This window comes from Tardiphaga sp. OK246 (assembly GCF_900188215.1).
Taxonomy (GTDB): Bacteria; Pseudomonadota; Alphaproteobacteria; order Rhizobiales; family Xanthobacteraceae; genus Tardiphaga; species Tardiphaga robiniae.
This window is the reverse complement of record NZ_FZOX01000010.1, coordinates 1-17,349: the sequence shown is the minus strand read 5'-3', so window position 1 is coordinate 17,349 and position 17,349 is coordinate 1. Positions and strand designations below refer to the sequence as shown.

Annotated in this window: 15 protein-coding genes and 2 pseudogenes; 13 read left to right on the top strand and 4 right to left on the bottom strand. The window is 61.4% G+C overall.

The genetic code is table 11. The features are described 5' to 3' along the window. Window positions 1–11: 11 nt before the first annotated feature. Genes nadC through CHC01_RS29865 form a run of 4 tightly spaced genes read right to left on the bottom strand, consistent with a single transcriptional unit; the run spans window position 12 to window position 4,447 of the window. A complete protein-coding gene (nadC, locus tag CHC01_RS29880; RefSeq protein WP_089267979.1) occupies window positions 12–878 on the bottom strand; it encodes a carboxylating nicotinate-nucleotide diphosphorylase in 867 nt (288 codons plus the stop codon). A gap of 14 nt (window positions 879–892) precedes the next feature. Next, entirely contained in the window at window positions 893–2,422 is a 1,530-nt protein-coding gene (locus CHC01_RS29875) for an L-aspartate oxidase (RefSeq protein WP_089267978.1), read from the bottom strand. After that, window positions 2,419–3,402 carry a quinolinate synthase NadA gene (gene nadA / locus CHC01_RS29870; protein WP_089267977.1) on the bottom strand — a complete coding sequence of 328 codons (984 nt, stop codon included), beginning with the start codon at window positions 3,400–3,402 and terminating at the stop codon, window positions 2,419–2,421. Before nadA ends, CHC01_RS29875 begins: the two co-directional genes overlap by 4 nt. 52 nt (window positions 3,403–3,454) lie before the next feature. Beyond that, a complete protein-coding gene (locus CHC01_RS29865) occupies window positions 3,455–4,447 on the bottom strand; it encodes an NUDIX hydrolase (protein ID WP_089267976.1) in 993 nt (330 codons plus the stop codon). 1,281 nt (window positions 4,448–5,728) lie between these two features. Here CHC01_RS29865 and CHC01_RS33540 point away from each other — a divergent pair. From CHC01_RS33540 to CHC01_RS29800, 13 genes and pseudogenes are all read left to right on the top strand, one after another. Continuing rightward, window positions 5,729–6,064, top strand: coding sequence for a hypothetical protein (locus tag CHC01_RS33540; protein ID WP_502695691.1), 336 nt, complete (start codon window positions 5,729–5,731; stop codon window positions 6,062–6,064). 10 nt (window positions 6,065–6,074) lie between these two features. Further along, window positions 6,075–7,016 carry a type IV secretory system conjugative DNA transfer family protein gene (locus tag CHC01_RS29855; RefSeq protein ID WP_502695690.1) on the top strand — a complete coding sequence of 314 codons (942 nt, stop codon included), beginning with the start codon at window positions 6,075–6,077 and terminating at the stop codon, window positions 7,014–7,016. 4 nt (window positions 7,017–7,020) lie between these two features. Further along, window positions 7,021–7,206: pseudogene (locus tag CHC01_RS29850) on the top strand (CopG family transcriptional regulator); the annotation flags it as partial. Beyond that, window positions 7,205–7,318: pseudogene (locus tag CHC01_RS33245) on the top strand (integrase); the annotation flags it as partial. The pseudogenes CHC01_RS29850 and CHC01_RS33245, both read left to right, overlap by 2 nt. 434 nt (window positions 7,319–7,752) lie before the next feature. Further along, the gene (locus CHC01_RS29840) at window positions 7,753–8,400 is read left to right on the top strand and encodes a hydrolase (RefSeq protein WP_089267975.1); all 648 of its coding nucleotides are present in this window, start codon (window positions 7,753–7,755) and stop codon (window positions 8,398–8,400) included. A 31-nt stretch (window positions 8,401–8,431) separates the two neighbouring features. Then, the gene (locus CHC01_RS29835) at window positions 8,432–8,722 is read left to right on the top strand and encodes a XapX domain-containing protein (RefSeq protein WP_089267974.1); all 291 of its coding nucleotides are present in this window, start codon (window positions 8,432–8,434) and stop codon (window positions 8,720–8,722) included. 63 nt (window positions 8,723–8,785) lie between these two features. Next, complete coding sequence (locus CHC01_RS29830) at window positions 8,786–10,672, top strand: amidohydrolase (RefSeq protein ID WP_089267973.1); 1,887 nt, start codon at window positions 8,786–8,788, stop codon at window positions 10,670–10,672. Next, window positions 10,669–11,091 (top strand): DoxX family protein, encoded by a 423-nt coding sequence (locus tag CHC01_RS29825; RefSeq protein ID WP_089267972.1) that lies wholly within the window; start codon window positions 10,669–10,671, stop codon window positions 11,089–11,091. Before CHC01_RS29830 ends, CHC01_RS29825 begins: the two co-directional genes overlap by 4 nt. Continuing rightward, complete coding sequence (locus CHC01_RS29820; protein WP_089267971.1) at window positions 11,088–12,722, top strand: MFS transporter; 1,635 nt, start codon at window positions 11,088–11,090, stop codon at window positions 12,720–12,722. Before CHC01_RS29825 ends, CHC01_RS29820 begins: the two co-directional genes overlap by 4 nt. 20 nt (window positions 12,723–12,742) lie before the next feature. Continuing rightward, window positions 12,743–13,648 carry a glyoxalase gene (locus CHC01_RS29815; RefSeq protein WP_089267970.1) on the top strand — a complete coding sequence of 302 codons (906 nt, stop codon included), beginning with the start codon at window positions 12,743–12,745 and terminating at the stop codon, window positions 13,646–13,648. Beyond that, window positions 13,614–15,044 carry an alginate export family protein gene (locus CHC01_RS29810; protein ID WP_089267969.1) on the top strand — a complete coding sequence of 477 codons (1,431 nt, stop codon included), beginning with the start codon at window positions 13,614–13,616 and terminating at the stop codon, window positions 15,042–15,044. The genes CHC01_RS29815 and CHC01_RS29810 overlap by 35 nt, the downstream gene beginning before the upstream one ends. 125 nt (window positions 15,045–15,169) lie before the next feature. Further along, window positions 15,170–16,324, top strand: a complete 1,155-nt coding sequence (locus tag CHC01_RS32805; protein ID WP_089267968.1) for a sensor histidine kinase — start codon at window positions 15,170–15,172, stop codon at window positions 16,322–16,324. After that, window positions 16,321–17,349, top strand: a 1,029-nt coding sequence (locus tag CHC01_RS29800; protein WP_141137203.1) for a sensor histidine kinase, incomplete at its 3' end; no start/stop codon positions are given. The genes CHC01_RS32805 and CHC01_RS29800, both read left to right, overlap by 4 nt.

The following is a 17,349-nucleotide window of genomic DNA, read 5'->3' as shown; positions in this document are numbered from 1 at the left end:
AACAACCTGACTCACATCTTGAAATCATCCCGTTTGAAATCGAGCCCGATGTCGAGAACGCCGACGCTATGGGTGAGCCAGCCGATTGAGATCAGATCGACGCCGGTCGCAGCGATGTGCGGCGCTGTCGCGGGTGTGATGCGGCCAGAGGCTTCGGTGACCGCCCGACCTGCGACCATCGCGACGGCTTCCGTGAGCGTCGGTGGATCTATATTGTCAAGGAGTACCGCGTCTACACCGTGATCGAGCGCCTCGCGCAGCTGATCGAGCGTATCGACTTCGAGTTCGATCTTGACCAAGTGGCCGACGCCGGCTTTCGCCCGCTTCAACGCCTCGGTTACGCCGCCGGCGATGGCGACGTGATTGTCCTTGATGAGCACGGCATCGTCGAGGCCGAACCGGTGATTGCTGCCACCGCCAACGCGGATCGCATATTTTTCGATGGCGCGCAGCCCTGGCGTTGTCTTGCGCGTGCAAACAATTTTCGTCTGGTAGTCGCGGACCGCTGCAACCACAGATGCCGTTGCCGTTGCGATTCCGCTCAGGCGGCACAGAAAATTCAATGCAACCCGTTCAGCAGTTAAAATACCTCGCGCGGGGCCGGTGATCGTAGCGATCACGTCACCGGGCGCCAGAACTGCGCCATCGTTGCGCTCGATATGCATCTCGATCGCGGGATCGATCAGTTGAAAGGCGAGTCGAGCGAGGTCGAGCCCGGCCACCACGCCGGGCTGGCGCGCAACAAGAAGTGTCGTGGCGCGTCGGCCGGCTGGCACGATCGCATCGGTCGTGAGATCTCCAGCTCGTCCGAGATCTTCAAGCAACGCCATGCGAACCAATGGCTCGATCATGACATGGGGGAGCGGCGAGGGCGTCATGGCGATCCTTTAGGTTAGGCGACGAGTTCCGGGATGTCGTCTCGCGCGGCTTGAAGCGCATCATCAAGGCGCAGCGTCGAACGCTGTGCCAGACTTGTGTGCTTCGGGAAGTCAGTGCGTGCATGCGCGCCGCGGCTTTCTTGGCGGCGCAAGGCAGCGATCACGATCATCAGGCCGACAATTGCGGGGTCGCTTGCAGCTTGCTGCGAGATCGCGAGGGGATAGAGCGCGCGAGCGGCGGTACGCAGGCCTTCGCCATCGCGTAATACGCCTGCGGCACGCGACAGAATAGGGCGCACCAAACTTGGGTCGCTGTCTGTTACTCCACCGGGCAACAGTGGCTGCCGCCGCCGGATGGAGGTCGTTGCGGCAATATTCTGGGCAACCCAGCCGCCACACACGGCCGCCTCGAGGAGTGAATTACTGGCGAGCCGGTTTGCGCCGTGCAGGCCAGTGCAGGCAGCCTCGCCGCAGGCCCACAGACCGTCGACGGAGCTCCGCCCGGTCCGGTCAACCAGTATGCCGCCCATGTGGTAGTGCGCAGCGGGGCGGACGGGGATCGGCTGCATAATCGGATCGATTCCTGCGTCGCGACAAAGTGCCGTGATGGCCGGGAAACGCCGCGCAAAGTCCAGTCCCTTCACGCCCCTTGCGTCGAGAAAAACCCGATGCCCTGCCGCGATGTGCCGCCAGACGGCACGTGCAACGATATCGCGGGACGCAAGCTCGGCGCCAGGGGCACCGCCCATGAAGCGATCGCCATTTCCATCGACCAGGATCGCGCCTTCTCCGCGTACGGCCTCACTGATGAGCTTCAGTGGAGAGGACTTGCTGTCGAGCGCCGTCGGATGGAATTGGATAAATTCAAGATCGGCCATGACGGCGCCGGCGCGTGCTGCGAGCGCGAGGCCCTGGCCAAAGGAGCCAGCCGGATTCGTCCCGTGCAGAAACAGACCTCCGATGCCGCCGGTCGCGATGACGACACGATCGGTGGCAAAGAGCACGGGTCCCGGGCCGGTATGGCCAAGAAGACCCACCACCGCATTGTCTTCGACGACCAGGCGCTGTGCCGTAGCGCCTTCGATCACCGTGATCGAAGGCGTCTCGCGGACTTTGCGAACCAGGGCTCGAATGACGTCGCGGCCTGTTGCGTCACCTCCGGCATGAATGATCCGGCGGCGCGAATGCGCGGCCTCGAGGCCGAGGATGATCTTGCCGCTGGCATCCCGATCGAACATGACGCCGAACCGCACCAACTGTTCGATCGCGGCGGGCGCTGCAGCGAGGATTGAGGCCGCGATGGTTTCATCGCATAAGCCGTCACCGGCGGCGAGTGTGTCTGCCTGATGCAGCGAAGCACTATCATCCGCCCCGATATTGGCAGCGATACCACCTTGCGCAAGCGCACTCGACGATTCCGAGCCCAGCGGCGCGCCGGTCAGGAGCAGTACCGGTTGCGGAGCTAGCGCCAGAGCAGTCATGAGGCCGGCGATGCCGCCGCCGACGATGACGGGAGCGCCGTTCGTATCGTGTAATGCTGTCATGTGACGGCCAGCATTCGTTCGACCGCGAGGCGTGCGCGCGCTGCGACACTGTCGTCGATCGTGACCTTGTGCTGCATCGTCTCCAACGCGTGACGGATGTTGCCGAGCGTGATTGTCTTCATGTGTGGACAAAGATTGCACGGACGAATGAATTCGAGGTCCGGGTACTGGATGGCGACATTGTCGCTCATCGAGCATTCCGTCAGAAGCACGACCCGCGGTGGTCGCTTGCTTGCGACGTAGGACGACATGGCGGCTGTCGAGCCGGAGAAATCGGCCTCCGCCAGGACGTCCGGCGGGCATTCCGGGTGCGCCAATACGACAACACCGGGGTGGTTCTCGCGCAATTGCCGCACCTCTTCGGCACTGAAGCGCTCGTGCACCTCGCAATGACCGGTCCAGGTAATCACTTTAACATTGCTCTCGGCAGCGATGTTCCTGGCCAGATATTCGTCCGGCAGCATGATCACGCGTTCAACGCCAAGCGACTCGATCACCGCCTTGGCGTTGCCTGAGGTGCAGCAGATATCCGACTCGGCCTTCACCGCGGCCGAGGTGTTCACATAAGTCACGATCGGGACGCCGGGATAAGTTTGCCGCAGCAGCCTCACGTCCTCGGGCGTGATGGAGTCGGCAAGCGAGCAGCCGGCGCCGCGATCGGGAATCAGCACGGTCTTCGACGGATTGAGTAATTTGGCCGTCTCGGCCATGAAGTGAACGCCGGCGAGAACGATGACGTCGGCCTCCACGTGCATCGCTTCGCGCGCCAAAGCGAGGCTGTCGCCGACAATGTCCGCGACGCAGTGGAAGATGTCCGGTGTCTGATAATTGTGGGCTAGGATGACGGCGTTGCGGCTTTTCTTCAACGCGATGATCGCATCGATATCTTTTGACAGCATCGACCATTCGATCGCGGGGATCGCGTGGCGCACTTTCGCATAGAGATGTTCCGAAGGACGCAGTTCAGGTATCGACAGCATGACATATACTCTCGTTGAGCATATATTATACTGTAATCGAGTATAAGTCTTGTCAAGCCCCCGAGACGGGAAGTTTGGTTCCGGCGATGGCGCGTTCCGCAAGTACGGCGCGGCGAAAGCGGAAGAGTTTTGCAGGGCGTCCGCCGGTGTCCTGGCTGGTTTCGCCAGTTTCCTCAACGAGTTCCTGCTGCTCGATCAGGCGGCGGAAATTCGGCTTGTGCACTTGCCGTCCCGCCAGCGCCTCAACACAGCGTTGCAATTGCAGCAGCGTGAATGTGTCCGGCATCAATTCAAACACGACAGGATGGTATTTGATCTTGGCCCTGAGTCTTGCGATCCCGGTGGCCAGAATCCGGCGATGGTCCAGGATCATGGGGTGACCCGGCGTGTTCGATAAAGCCGCATGGGTCGACGTGGATGTTGAGGAATTTCCGCGTGTCGCCTCGGGGATCAGTTTTGCCTCGTATAATAGTTCGTATCGCTGCAGAACCAGTTCCTCGTTCCAGCTGTGTTCTTCGAAACCGAAGAGCATTGCGGCGCGCTGCCGACGAGCGCGCTGTGCCGCCCGATCGGATGCTGCAGAAGCCCAGGCTTTGAGCCCTGGCTGCAGAGCTTTCTCCATCAGCGGCGGTGGGCCGTCACGATGATCCTCCCAGGGGAAATAATCATACCAGCCGCGCCATCTGGCCTCGTGTTCGCCGAATGCCGGTTGTTCTCGTGTCAGGCCAAGATAGCTGATCGAGATGACATGCTGCCCAGTGGCGCCAGCGCGATCACGATCGGCAAAGGTGTAAAGCTGTTCGACATAACCGAGCGGCAACCGTGTCTGCCGTTCGACCCAGGCACGCAGCCCCGATTGCAGCGAACGATGGGCGAGTTCGAAAGGCCCGGAGGGCAGGGCGCGCTGATCCTGGATCGTTAGAACACGAGGCTCACCCGAGGTCACGGCTACCAGCACCGCAACAAGATCAGCCGCAATTCCTTGCGGTGATGACTGCGCTGCCAGACGCGCTGGCCTGGAATTGGGGCTGTCAAGCGGGCTCATGAGCTCGTCTGCTTAAGTGTTCGTAGGTACAGGGTGAAAGGCTGCATCGCGAATCCACACCGATATTTTAACATGAAGCTGCAACGCGACGCGCACGGCAATTGCGGTAATCCAGACTTGAATGGGTCGCGTCAGCGCACTTTTCCGACGTGCCATCCCGGTTGGCCACTTGGCCTTATGAGGTCGCGTGCGGATTGCGGATATTCCCGAGCATGTCGGAGATCTTACCTGGGCAAGCTCGCCGAAAAACGCGCTGGGCGAGGTGTTCACCGACTTTCTTCCACCGCCCTTATCTGTCTACGTGCTCTGTTCCCACACACGCCAGCCCCAGCGATCCAGCAGGCGCTTGATCAACATCGACGGGCGGCCAGCAAACGAGCCGCACTATTCATCCCACGCGATCTTCATCCCGGCCCCCGAGCGAACGAGAGGGGAGCACATTCCACGGATCGTTGCGCATCGTCCGCGCATCGTTCTGTGCTGAGTTATTTATCAGGAAAAGTTGGGAGCGAAAAAAGCTCAGCAATCACGGGCTTAAATGGTGGGCGCACAAGGGATCGAACCTTGGACCTCTCGCGTGTGATGGCGACACCTACCGTAATAAAATCAGCATGTTATCGGGGCTTTGCGGTGTTTTCCGCAGTTTTTTCGACACTCAGCCCGGGATGGGATGTTGACCTTTGGTCCCTTCCGACAGGATGTCATCCAGAACCTCACTTTTCCAAAATCTACCCAGCTGGAAGCTAAGCGCGTCGTCGCCAGCGCGTCCGGTGATGCCAGCGCTTGCTCCTTTGTTCGGTGGCGGTGAATTCGCCGGTCCGATCTCCGTCGCAGTTGGTCATTCGAGGTTATGGACCGAGGCGCCGCTGTTCATCGGGCGACCCGAAGGGGCAAGCGCTGCCGATCGTGTGTCGGCTGAACGTCGATCGAACCACGTTCCGGCGAGCGATCCGACGCGCAATATCTCTGCGCTCGTGCCGCAAGCGCGCAGCTTGTTTATTGTTCGATCTAGTGTGGGAGATCCCCAATGACGGTATGTGCAGTCGGGCGCGCCATGGCGTGCTCCGGGATAGAATGGCTGGGAAGGCGAGAGCAGCAGGGAAGCGCGACAGCGGGACGGCGAGATAAAAGCGGCTCGCCGCTCGAACCACAAGCCATTGGAATGGCTTGGGTTCGGCCGTGCCGGTCGGTCGGGGCGCGTGCCGCGCCTGATGCTTTCGCTAATGAATTCAAAAGTGTTTTCGGCACTGCTCCCCATTCCTTGCCCGTGGAGCGATTGCTGTGAGCGTAGGCGACAGCGATTTACGCATCCGGCCTGGCCGCATCCGCGGCACGCGAGCGGCAAAGCCCAAGAGCTTCATCAACCAGGTGCTGCGCGCGGCGAAGAAGTCCGGTCCCACCTCCAGTCTTGCGGCTGCGGGGAAGCGCTCCTCAAGCTACGGGCGCTCGACCTTCGGGCGCGGCCGGATCAATTTTGGCCGCAACCGCCTGTTCAGCCCGGCGCGGCGCGTGGTGGTGAAGGCGCGCGTCGTCCGCCATCAGGGCCGTTTCGTTTCGTTCCGCGCCGCTGACCGCTCATCTTTCCTATCTGAAGCGCGACGGCGTCACCCGCGGTAGCGAGAAGGCGGTGATGTTCGATGCCGGCTATGACCGCACTGACGATGCCGCCTTTGCGGATCGCTGCAAGGACGACCGGCATCATTTCCGCTTCATCGCCTCGCCCGAGGACGCCGGCGAGATGACCGATCTCAAAGCCTTCACGCGCGATCTCGCCCGGCAAATGGAAGTCGATCTCGGCACCCGGCTCGCGCTCGGCCGGCTCGACTTCTTAGAATCCGCGCTGGCCTTCATGGCAGGTTACGGCATCAAAAGCTTCCTGATCGCGCAGTCGCTGAACCAGATCGAGAAAGCCTACGGGCCCAACAACGCGATCCTCGACAACTGCCATGTCCGCGTCAGCTTTGCCACCAACGACGAGCGCACGGCGAAGCGTGTCTCCGATGCGCTGGGGACAGCAACCGAGATGCGCGCCATGAAGAACTATGCCGGTCACCGGCTGAATCCGTGGCTTGGTAACCTCATGGTCTCGCGGCAGGAGACGGCAAGGCCGCTGCTCACGCCGGGCGAGGTGATGCAGCTCCCGCCCACTGACGAGATCGTCATGGTTGCCGGCACGCCCCCGATCCGGGCGAAGAAAGCTCGCTATTACGAGGATTACCGTTTCACCGAACGAGTGCTGACGCCGCCCGATCCGGCGAAGTCTGGCCGGTCGTCACGGACGGATGGGTGGTCAGCTCTAACGCCGCAGGCACCGGACGCCGTGTTGCTTGGTGAGATCCAGAAGGCGGAACAGGATGCCGCCAATCGCGGCTTGCGTCGCGAACCCGAGCTTCCCGACCATGTCGCCATTGCCAAGGAGGCGACTGATCCGAGGCCTGCGGAAGAGTTCGCCGCTGTGCTCGACGACGAGTCGGACGATGCCGCCCGTCAGGCTCGCATCCTGCACCAGCAGATGCGTGGCATCGTCCGCCAGGTCTCGCTCGACCCGAATGACGGTATGGAGTTGTGAGACCATGCGGGACCGGATGAATGTGTATTTCCCGCCGGACCTTCTGAAGCAGATCGCCGATCTTGCCGACCGCAAGAAGCTTTCCCGATCGGCGATCATGGAAGCGGCGGTCACCTCGTTTCTGTCTCCGGATGGGGAGGATCGGCGCGAGGCGGCGTTCGCGCGCCGTCTCGACCGGCTGTCGCGCCAATCTTCGAGCGGCGCAATTGCTCTTAGGCCACACAAAACTCGAAAGTACGGTGCGGTATCTTGGAATTGAGGTAGATGATGCACTTGTCATGTCTGAGCAGGTGGACCTCTAAAGGGATCTAAGGCGCATCATGCAGTGACGCGCCTTTTTTGGCGCGAAGCAGCCACTACGAAATAGTCGCTTGTGAATCAAGACGGGGATGCAGCTCAATCCGTCTTGAATTCATTTGAAGGAAGCGGAGGCCTCGGCGCGAGGTTCGAGCTATCCTGGAGTTGGCACAACTTTGGTGGTAATTGTTCGCGCGGTTTGGCGAGACACGATAGACCGCAGTAAGTCGTCTACGACATAGTGCCGTGACCGATCATTCAAAGTCGATGACTTCCAGACAAGACGCTGTCCGCCATTCTCGCGCACATAGCGTGGAGACTTCGCGGTCCAGACCGGTCGCTCGTAAAACCAGAAGTAGCGCCCGTCATCAGCTGAAGAAAATTCGCCTGCGGCGTGCGCGAGTTTGAAATCGTCACAATCCTTTCACGGAGAACCAGAATGTCATTTCAGGAAATGTTGACCCCGCAGAATAGCGCCATCGCGCTGATCGATTTTCAGCCCGCGATGTTCCAGGGCGTCCAGTCGCACGATCGCCTTGTCACATTGAACAACGTCCAGATTCTTGCAAAAGCCGCGAAGCTCTTCAAGATTCCGACCGTTCTGACAACCGTTGCGGCAGAGTCGTTTTCCGGCCCGTTCATCCCCGAGGTGGTGTCGCTGTTTCCAGGACAGGAGATCATCGATCGCACCTCAATGAATTCGTGGCTCGATCCGAACTTCCGCAAGGCCGTCGCCGCCACCGGCCGCAAGAAATTCGTGATCGCCGGTCTGTGGACAGAAGCCTGCGTGATCTTCCCGACCCTAGACATGCTGCGCGAAGGCTTTGAAATCTACATTGCTGCCGACGCCTGCGGCGATCTCTCGCCGGAAGCGCATGAGCGCGCCATGCAGCGCGCCATCCAGGCTGGCGCGGTGCCGATCACGTCTTCGCAATACGCTTATGAGCTGCAGCAGGATTGGGCGCGCAGCGAGACCTATGAGGGCATGATGGACATCCAGCGCGCGCATTCGCCTTACGGCATCCAGATCCGCTTCTCGAAGTGGGCGCTCGGCGAGCACGCTTCCGAAGGCGGCCCGGCCAAGTAAGCCGTCACGTCACACAACCGAGGACAACGATATGAAAGCACACATGATCTCGCTGGGCGCAGGCCTGCTGGTGGGCGTCATCTACAGTCTGATCAATGTGCGCTCTCCGGCGCCACCGGTGGTGGCGCTGGTCGGCCTGCTCGGCATTCTCGTCGGCGAGCAATTGCCGCCGTTGGTACGCAGCCTCTGGCAGAAGGAGCCGGTGGTGCAGTCCTGGCTCGAACAGGTGAAGCCACACATGTTCGGCCATCTGCCGAAGGGCCAGCGCTCCGATACGCGTGTCGTGGCCGAGAAGGCGCCGCAGCCGCCCGCCGGCGGTTAGTCTCCGGCACCCGCCTCACGATCACATCGACTGTTCAATTCACTATCGCCGAAGGAACTCCCCATGACCGAGCCGCAGACCTCCGATCTCATTCTCCATCGTGGCCTGTTCACGACGCTCGATCGCTCCAATCCCGTCGCCAGCGCGGTGGCCATCAAGGATGGTCGCTTCACCCATGTCGGCCATAACGCGGACATTCTGCCCCTGGCGGGACCGAAGACGAAGGTCGTCGACCTCAAGGGCAAGCGCGTGCTGCCCGGCCTGATCGACAATCACTTGCACATCATTCGCGGCGGCCTGAACTTCAACATGGAGCTACGCTGGGATGGCGTGCGCTCGCTTTCCGAGGCCATGAACATGCTGAAACGTCAGGTCGCCATCACCCCGCCGCCGCAATGGGTGCGCGTTGTCGGTGGCTTCACCGAGCATCAGTTCGTCGAGAAGCGGTTGCCGACAATCGACGAGTTGAATGCCGTCGCGCCGGATACACCGGTATTCTTGCTGCATCTCTATGATCGCGCACTGCTCAATGGCGCCGCGCTGCGCGCCGTCGGCTATACGAAGGACACGCCAAACCCGCCAGGCGGTGAGATCATTCGCGACGCTAACGGCAATCCGAACGGGCTGCTGCTGGCCAAGCCCAATGCCGGCATTCTCTATGCGACGCTGGCCAAGGGGCCGAAGCTGCCATTCGACTATCAGGTCAACTCCACCCGCCATTTCATGCGCGAGCTCAACCGCCTCGGTGTCACCGGCGCCATCGATGCCGGCGGCGGTTTCCAGAACTATCCCGAGGATTATGCCGTCATCCAGAAGCTGCATGACGAGAATCAGTTGACGATCCGTCTCGCCTATAACCTCTTCACCCAAAAGCCGAAGGGCGAGAAGGACGACTTCCTGAACTGGACCAAGACGTCCAAATACAAGCAGGGCGACGACTATTTCCGCCATAACGGCGCTGGCGAAATGCTGGTGTTCTCTGCTGCCGATTTCGAGGATTTCCGCCAGCCGCGCCCGGATATGGAGCCGGAAATGGAAGGCGAGCTCGAGGATGTTGTGCGCGTTCTGGTCCAGAACAAATGGCCGTGGCGTATGCACGCGACCTATGACGAGACCATCAGCCGTGCGCTGGATGTGTTCGAGCGCGTCAATCAGGAGATGCCGCTGGAAGGGCTAAACTGGTTCTTCGACCACGCTGAAACGATTTCGGATCAGTCGATCGACCGTATCGCCGCCCTTGGTGGCGGCATCGCCGTGCAGCACCGCATGGCCTATCAGGGCGAATATTTCGTCGAGCGCTACGGCCATGGCGCCGCAGAAGCGACGCCCCCGGTGTCGAAGATGCTCGCCAAGGGCGTCAAGGTTTCCGCCGGCACCGATGCCACGCGCGTGGCCTCCTATAATCCGTGGGTGTCGCTGTCCTGGCTGGTCACCGGCCGTACCGTCGGCGGCATGCAGCTCTATCCGCGGCGCAACTGCCTCGACCGCGAAACGGCGTTGCGCATGTGGACCGAAAACGTAACGTGGTTCTCGAACGAAGAAGGCAAGAAGGGCCGCATCCAGGTTGGCCAGCTCGCCGATATCGTCGTACCCGATCGTGACTTCTTCTCCTGCGCGGAGAACGAGATTGCCGACACGAGCGCAGTGCTGACAATCGTCGGCGGAAAGGTTGTCTATGCCGTCGGTGATTTTGCCAAGCTCGACGAGAATGCGCCGCCGCCGGCGATGCCGGACTGGTCACCTGTACGCACCTTCGGCGGCTACGGCGCATGGGCTGCACCCGATGCGAATGGACAGGTCGTCGCGCAGAAGATGGCGATGACCTGCGGCTGCGCCAATTCCTGCGGCGTGCACGGCCACGATCACGCGACAGCGTGGTCCAGCAGGCTGCCCATCGCCGATCTCAAAAGTTTCTGGGGCGCACTCGGCTGCGCGTGCTGGGCGGTATGATCACGAATCTCGCACGTCGCGTGATCGGGGCACCCGTTATGCATTGGCTGGGTTTGCTCGGCCTGTGTGCGGCCTATCTGCAGGGCGGGCTCGTCAAGGCGTTCGACCTTCCGGGGGCGATTGCCGAGATGAACCATTTCGGACTGCAGCCGGCGGCGCCCTTCGCGCTGGCGACGATTGGGCTCGAACTGGTTGCCTCGCTATTGATTCTTGGTGGCGTGTGGCGCTGGCTCGGTGCACTCTCGCTGGCAGGCTTTACGCTGATCGCGACATTTCTGGCGAATCGGTTCTGGGAGCTGGCTCCGCCAGAGCGCTTTATGAGCGCCAATTCGTTTTTCGAACATATCGGCCTGTGCGGCGGCTTCCTGCTCGTCGCATGGCATGACCTTAATGACCGGGCCAGGAAGGCAAAACCATGAGCGGAGCCGCCGAGCCGGCCAAGGCAACCAGCGCCTTCGCGCCATTCCGCCAATCCATCTTCGCGGTGATCTGGGTCGCGACGGTGATGGGCAATACCGGCAGCTTCATGCGCGACGTGGCGAGCTCCTGGCTCGTCACAGACCTGTCGGCGGTGCCCGCAGCGGTCACCATGATCCAGGCCGCGGGCACGCTTCCGATCTTCCTGTTTGCGATCCCCGCCGGGGTGCTGTCCGATATTCTCGATCGCCGTAAATTCCTGATCGCGGTGCAGGTGCTGCTCGCCTTGGTGAGCGCGACGCTGATGATGCTGTCTTATTACGGGCTGCTGACGGTCAATCTGCTGATCGGGCTGACCTTCATCGGCGGCATCGGCGCCGCACTGGTCGGGCCGACATGGCAGGCGATCGTGCCGGAGCTCGTGCCGCGGCAGGACATCAAGAGCGCGGTCGCGCTGAATTCACTGGGCATCAATGTCTCGCGCTCGATCGGCCCGGCCGCCGGCGGCATCCTGCTGGCGACATTCGGCGCCGCCGTCACCTATGGCGCCGATGTCATCAGCTACATGTTCGTCATCGCAGCACTGCTGTGGTGGCCGCGCGCCAAGGCCGAGAATGACGTGTTGTCAGAGAAGTTCTTCGGCGCGTTCCGGGCCGGATTGCGCTACACCCGCTCTAGCCGTGAACTGCACATCGTGCTGCTGCGGGCAACGATCTTCTTTGCATTCTCCAGCTCGATCTGGGCTCTGCTGCCGCTGGTGGCGCGTATTCTGCTGCGTGGCGATGCCAGTTTTTACGGCGTGCTGCTTGGTGCGGTTGGTGCAGGCGCGATCGGTGGCGCGCTGGTGCTGCCGCGGCTCCGCGCGAAGCTCGACTCCGACGCGCTGCTGCTGATCGCCGCGCTGTTGTCGGCGTGTGTGATGGCTGTACTGTCCTTCGCGCCGCCGAAATGGGTTGGGCTGCCGGTTCTGCTGCTGCTCGGTTCTGCGTGGATCACGGCGCTGACGACGTTCAGTGGCGTCGCGCAGGCGGTGCTGCCGAACTGGGTGCGTGGTCGCGGTCTCGCTGTCTATCTGATGGTGTTCAACGGTGCCATGGCTGCTGGAAGCCTCGGCTGGGGCGCGGTGGCCCAAGCGCTGAGCCTGCCGGCGACGCTGCTGGTTAGCGCATGCGGTCTCGCTGTCGCCGCCTTCATCATGCACCGGGTGAAGCTGCCGACAGGCGAAGCCGATCTCGCGCCGTCCAATTACTGGCCGGAGCCGCTGACGTCGGACGAGGTCGAACATGACCGCGGGCCCGTCCTGATCCTGATTGAATATCGAATCGCGCGTCAAAACCGCGCGCCGTTCTTCACCGGGCTCAAGCGCCTCTCCGAAGCGCGTCGTCGCGACGGCGCTTATGGCTGGGGCATCACCGAGGATGCCGCCGATCCGGAGAAGATCGTCGAATGGTTCCTGGTGGAATCATGGGCGGAGCATCTGCGGCAGCATCACCGCGTCTCGAAGGCTGATGCCGATGTGCAGCGCGAGATGACGCAATATCACATCGGGCCCGACGCCCCCGTGGTCCGGCATTTTCTGACGCTGGATCTGAAAAACCCGACGTCGAAGCCCGAACTGGTCGATCAGCACTAGTCGCCACAAGGACTGCCGTGATGCGTTTGTTCAAATTCACCGCCGCCATTCTTTCCATCGCGTTGCTATCGGCCGCGCCGCAAGATGCATGGTCGCGCGAGGCGCCGGCGAAGGTCGGCTTTGCCGTCGGCGCGCAGTATGACACGACGCACGTCTATGTTGCGCCGGACGAGGTCGATCGCTTTGTCGAAAGCTTCATCGCGACTTTTGGTGGCAAGAGCACCAAACAGGTAGTTGCGACAGTGACGCCGACACCGAGCAGCACGACGTCGCAGCTTCTGCTGACCCCGGCAGGGTCGGTCTCGGTGTTTGGCTTCAAGACTCCGATTCCCTATCCATTCGGCCATGAGCGCACCGGCTATCTCGTTACAGATATCGATGCCGCCGTCAGAGCCGCGCAAGGCGCGGGCGCCGACGTGCTGGTCAAGACGTTTCCCGATCCGATCGGCCGCGACGTCGTTGTGCAATGGCCGGGCGGCATCAACATGCAGCTCTATTGGCACACGACGGCGCCGTCCTATCCGGAACTGCAGACGGTCCCGGAAAATCGCGTCTACGTTCCGGCCGGCCGGGCCGACCAGTTCGTGAAGAGCTTTGTCGCTTTCTCGAAAGGCAACGTTGTCTCCGACACGGCGAAGGCGCCGGGCATCGAGATCGGCCGCCCCAACGATACCTACCGTCGGGTTCGCATCACGTCGAAGTTCGGCAAGATGACTGTGCTGGTGACCGACGGCGTGCTTCCTTATCCTTATGGCCATGAGCTGACCGGCTATGAAGTGCCGTCGCTCGACGAGACGCTGGCCAAGGCGAAGACGGTCGGTGCCACGGTGCTGGTCGAGCCCTATGTCGCGGATGCGCGCCGCGCAGCGCTGGTAAAATTCCCCGGAGGCTATGTTGCCGAGATTCACTCTGCCGTCGGCAAGTAAGGCTTGGATAGCCGCGACCGCGCTGGCCTTTAGCGCGGTCCTGCTGCCGCCTGCGCATGCAGACGATTCAGCGCTAACGCCAGCGCGCCCGAAGCTTCTAACCAATCGCTGGCAGGAAGACTGGTCTGCGCTCGCCACTTCGGCGTTGCGCACCGAGCCATTCGACGCTCTGAAATATATCCCGCTCTTTGTCACCGATCCGAAAAGCTATATCTCGCTAGGTGCCAGTCTGCGCGAGCGATTTGAGTTCAACGACGCTCCGAATTTCGGCGTCGGCAATACGCGCGGCGATTCCTATCTGCTGCAACGGCTGCAGATGCATGTCGACATCCGGCTGAACGAGAACTGGCAGATCTTCACGCAGCTGGAGGATGTCCGCACCATTGACAAGGCGAGCGTCTCGCCGGGCGACCAGAACCAGTTCGATCTGAGACTGGCATTTATCGCCTATAGCGGTGCGCTGGGTGATGGCATCTTCAAGGCGCGCGTCGGCCGGCAGGATTTTGCCTTCGATCTGCAACGCTTTGTGTCCTCGCGCGACGGGCCGAATGTGCGGCAGTCCTTCGATGCGGTGTGGGCGGATTACGAGACCGGGTTGTGGCGTTTCATCGGCTTTGTCAGCCAGCCGGTGCAATATCGCTTTGGCGATGTGTTCGACGACTTCTCCGGCCAGAATTTCCGCTTCAGCACTGCGCGTATCGAACGCAAGGTGTTCGGCGACAACGAACTCTCCGGCTACTACTCCCTGTTCGAGCGGTCGTCTGCGCGTTATCTCGACGCCTTGGGCGAAGAGACGCGGCACATCTTCGACGTCCGCTTTGCCGGTAATGCCAATGGCTTCGATTGGGATCTCGAGGCGATGGGGCAGACAGGGCATGTCGGGCCTAAGGAGATCGAGGCCTGGGCACTGGGCGGCCGCACCGGTTACACATTCTCTAACGCCGCATGGACGCCAAGGATCGGCTTGCAGGCGGATGCGGCGTCAGGTGACGGGCGTGCGGGTGACAACACGATCGCTACGTTCAATCCGCTGTTCCCGAACGGCTACTATTTCTCGCTGGCAGGCTATACCGGCTACGCCAACCTGATCCATCTCAAGCCGACACTGACGGTGAAGCCCATTGCCAATCTGACGGTGACCGCCGGGCTCGGCATGCAGTGGCGCCAGACGGTTGCCGATGCCGTTTATGTTCAGCCCAACGTTGCCGTCGCGGGCACGGCTGGGCAGGGCAGCCGCTGGACGGGGGTCTATTCGCAGCTTCGAGCGGATTACGTCTTCAACGCCAACCTGACGGGAGCCGTGGAGGCGGTGCATTACGCCATTGGCGACACGGTGCGGAACGTCGGCGGGCACGACTGCAATTATCTGGGTTTAGAGCTCAAATATGGGTGGTAACCGGACCTCCGGAGGCCATGGGGCGTGGTTTCATTTTGTGCCGCGGCGGAATAGGTTACACGCTCGCCCGCCATCGGTCCCGTTTTGGCGTGATGGTTCGGATGACGCCGACATAAGTGCCTGACATGTGGAATGAACGCGATCGCATCGCGGCCTTGCATCGATACGATATTCTCGATTCTGCATCTGATGTGGATTTCGCAGACTTCGTGCAGATCGCGTCGGATATCTGCGATGCGCCGATCGCGGCCATCAATCTGATAGATGGCGACCGGCACTGGACCCTTACCGGTATCGGGCACGGCGATCGGGAACTGCCGCTCGATCATTCGATCTGCGCGCAGGCGATCCGCCAGACGGATCTTTTCGTGATCCCCGATCTGTCTTCGGATACACGCTTCCAGCATAATCCATTGGTGAGCGGGGGTCCCAGGCTCCGCTTCTATGCCAGCGCGCTGCTGGAAACACAGAACGGACTGCCGATCGGTACCGTTTGTGTGTTGGATCACACGCCGCGCCCGGATGGTCTGTCGACACGCCAGCGCTTCACGCTGCAGGCGCTCGCGCGGCAGATCATGAACCAGCTCGAGCTCCGCCGCGCGATGATGGACATCACAACCGGAAACGCTGCACGGGAAAGACTGGAAGCATCGCTGAACGAAAAGGAAGCGCTGCTCAAGGAAGTGCATCACCGCGTCAAGAACAACCTGCAGCTTATCAGTAGTCTCCTGAACCTGCAGGCGTCGCGCATCACCGACCCGATCACCGCGGCGCTGTTTGCAGATAGCCGCAACCGCGTGCGGTCGATGGCGCTGGTGCATGAAAATCTGTATCGTGCCGGCAACTTCGCTGAGATCCAGATGCAGACCCATGTGCTCAGTCTGTGCACGCATCTGCGCCGCGCCTATGGGCGGGCTCGCGTCGAGATCACGGCCGAAAGCGATGACGTCACACTGGATATGGATCGCGCTGTCTCCTGCGGCCTTATCATCAACGAGCTCGTCTCCAATGCGTTCAAACACGCCTTTCCCGGTGAACGCAGCGGATATATCAAGGTTCGGTTCGGCAGCCGCGACGACGGGACATGCATTCTGACCGTCGCGGATGACGGCATCGGAATGCCCGAGCAGTTCGACTTCATCGAAACCAGATCACTCGGTCTGCAGCTGGTGCGCGATCTCGTCGAGCAGCTGCATGGCACGTTCTCTGTCGACGATACCGGCGGCACGACTTGTACCCTTACATTCCAGGCTGGTCGTCGCGCGAGGCTCGCGCCATGACAACGCGCGCCCGCGTGATGGTCGTCGAGGACGATCGCATAGTTGCCCGCGATATCAGCGAGCAACTCGGCCGGATCGGTCATTCCGTGATCGGGGTGACGGCCCGCGGCGAGGCGGCCGTTGAGCTTGCGATCAGCAATCGCCCCGATCTGGTGCTGATGGACATCCGTCTGGAAGGCGATATAGACGGCATCGATGCCGCCCGGCAGATCCGCGCCAGATGCCAAATTCCGGTAGTGTTCCTCACGGCCTATGCCGATGACGAGACGGTCAGGCGCGCCAGTCAGGCCGAGCCATTCGGCTATCTGCTCAAGCCGTTCGAGGATCTGCAACTGCGCACCGTGATCGAAATGGCCTTGTACAAGGACCGCGCCGACCGCAAGCTGCGCGAGAGCACGGCGGCGCTTCAGGTCGCGCAGGCGGAACTGGCGCGCATGTCGCGGATCACCACGATGGGACAGCTCACCGCGTCCATTGCGCATGAAGTCAATCAGCCGCTGATGGCCGTTGTCATGAATGCCGAGGCCTGCGTGCAATGGCTCAAGGGCGAGAAGGCCAATGTCGGCGAAGCCCGCGCTGCCGCGGAGCGAGCCATCGCGGAGGGGCATCGCGCCGGAGCGATCATCCAGCGCGTCCGCGCGATTGCGCGCAACGCGCCAGTGGTGTCCGAGCCGCTCGACTTCAATGAGATGATCGAAGGCGTTCTTTTGATCGTGCAGCCGGAACTGTCGCGACAGGAAATTGCGCTGGACGTTGATCTTCAGCCTGACCAGCCGTCGATCGTTGGCGATCGGGTGCAGTTGCAACAGGTGATGTTGAACCTGGTGTCCAACGCGGCCGATGCCATCAATTCATCGAAGAATCAACAACGGCGTGTGACTGTCGTGTCGGCGATGGATCCATTGGGAGAGGTCTGCGTCACCGTCGAAGATGCGGGGGTGGGTATCGACCCCGATCATCTCGATATGATCTTCAATCCGTTCTTCACGACCAAGCGGGATGGCATTGGCATGGGGCTGTCGATT

Excerpts from the sequence above, each read along its gene's own strand:
- nadC (WP_089267979.1), bottom strand. The coding sequence starts at position 878 with ATGACGCCCTCGCCGCTCCCCCATGTCATGATCGAGCCATTGGTTCGC.
- CHC01_RS29875 (WP_089267978.1), bottom strand. The coding sequence starts at position 2,422 with ATGACAGCATTACACGATACGAACGGCGCTCCCGTCATCGTCGGCGGC.
- nadA (WP_089267977.1), bottom strand. The coding sequence starts at position 3,402 with ATGCTGTCGATACCTGAACTGCGTCCTTCGGAACATCTCTATGCGAAA.
- CHC01_RS29865 (WP_089267976.1), bottom strand. The coding sequence starts at position 4,447 with ATGAGCCCGCTTGACAGCCCCAATTCCAGGCCAGCGCGTCTGGCAGCG.
- CHC01_RS29840 (WP_089267975.1), top strand. The coding sequence starts at position 7,753 with ATGTCATTTCAGGAAATGTTGACCCCGCAGAATAGCGCCATCGCGCTG.
- CHC01_RS29835 (WP_089267974.1), top strand. The coding sequence starts at position 8,432 with ATGAAAGCACACATGATCTCGCTGGGCGCAGGCCTGCTGGTGGGCGTC.
- CHC01_RS29830 (WP_089267973.1), top strand. The coding sequence starts at position 8,786 with ATGACCGAGCCGCAGACCTCCGATCTCATTCTCCATCGTGGCCTGTTC.
- CHC01_RS29825 (WP_089267972.1), top strand. The coding sequence starts at position 10,669 with ATGATCACGAATCTCGCACGTCGCGTGATCGGGGCACCCGTTATGCAT.
- CHC01_RS29820 (WP_089267971.1), top strand. The coding sequence starts at position 11,088 with ATGAGCGGAGCCGCCGAGCCGGCCAAGGCAACCAGCGCCTTCGCGCCA.
- CHC01_RS29815 (WP_089267970.1), top strand. The coding sequence starts at position 12,743 with ATGCGTTTGTTCAAATTCACCGCCGCCATTCTTTCCATCGCGTTGCTA.
- CHC01_RS29810 (WP_089267969.1), top strand. The coding sequence starts at position 13,614 with ATGTTGCCGAGATTCACTCTGCCGTCGGCAAGTAAGGCTTGGATAGCC.
- CHC01_RS32805 (WP_089267968.1), top strand. The coding sequence starts at position 15,170 with ATGTGGAATGAACGCGATCGCATCGCGGCCTTGCATCGATACGATATT.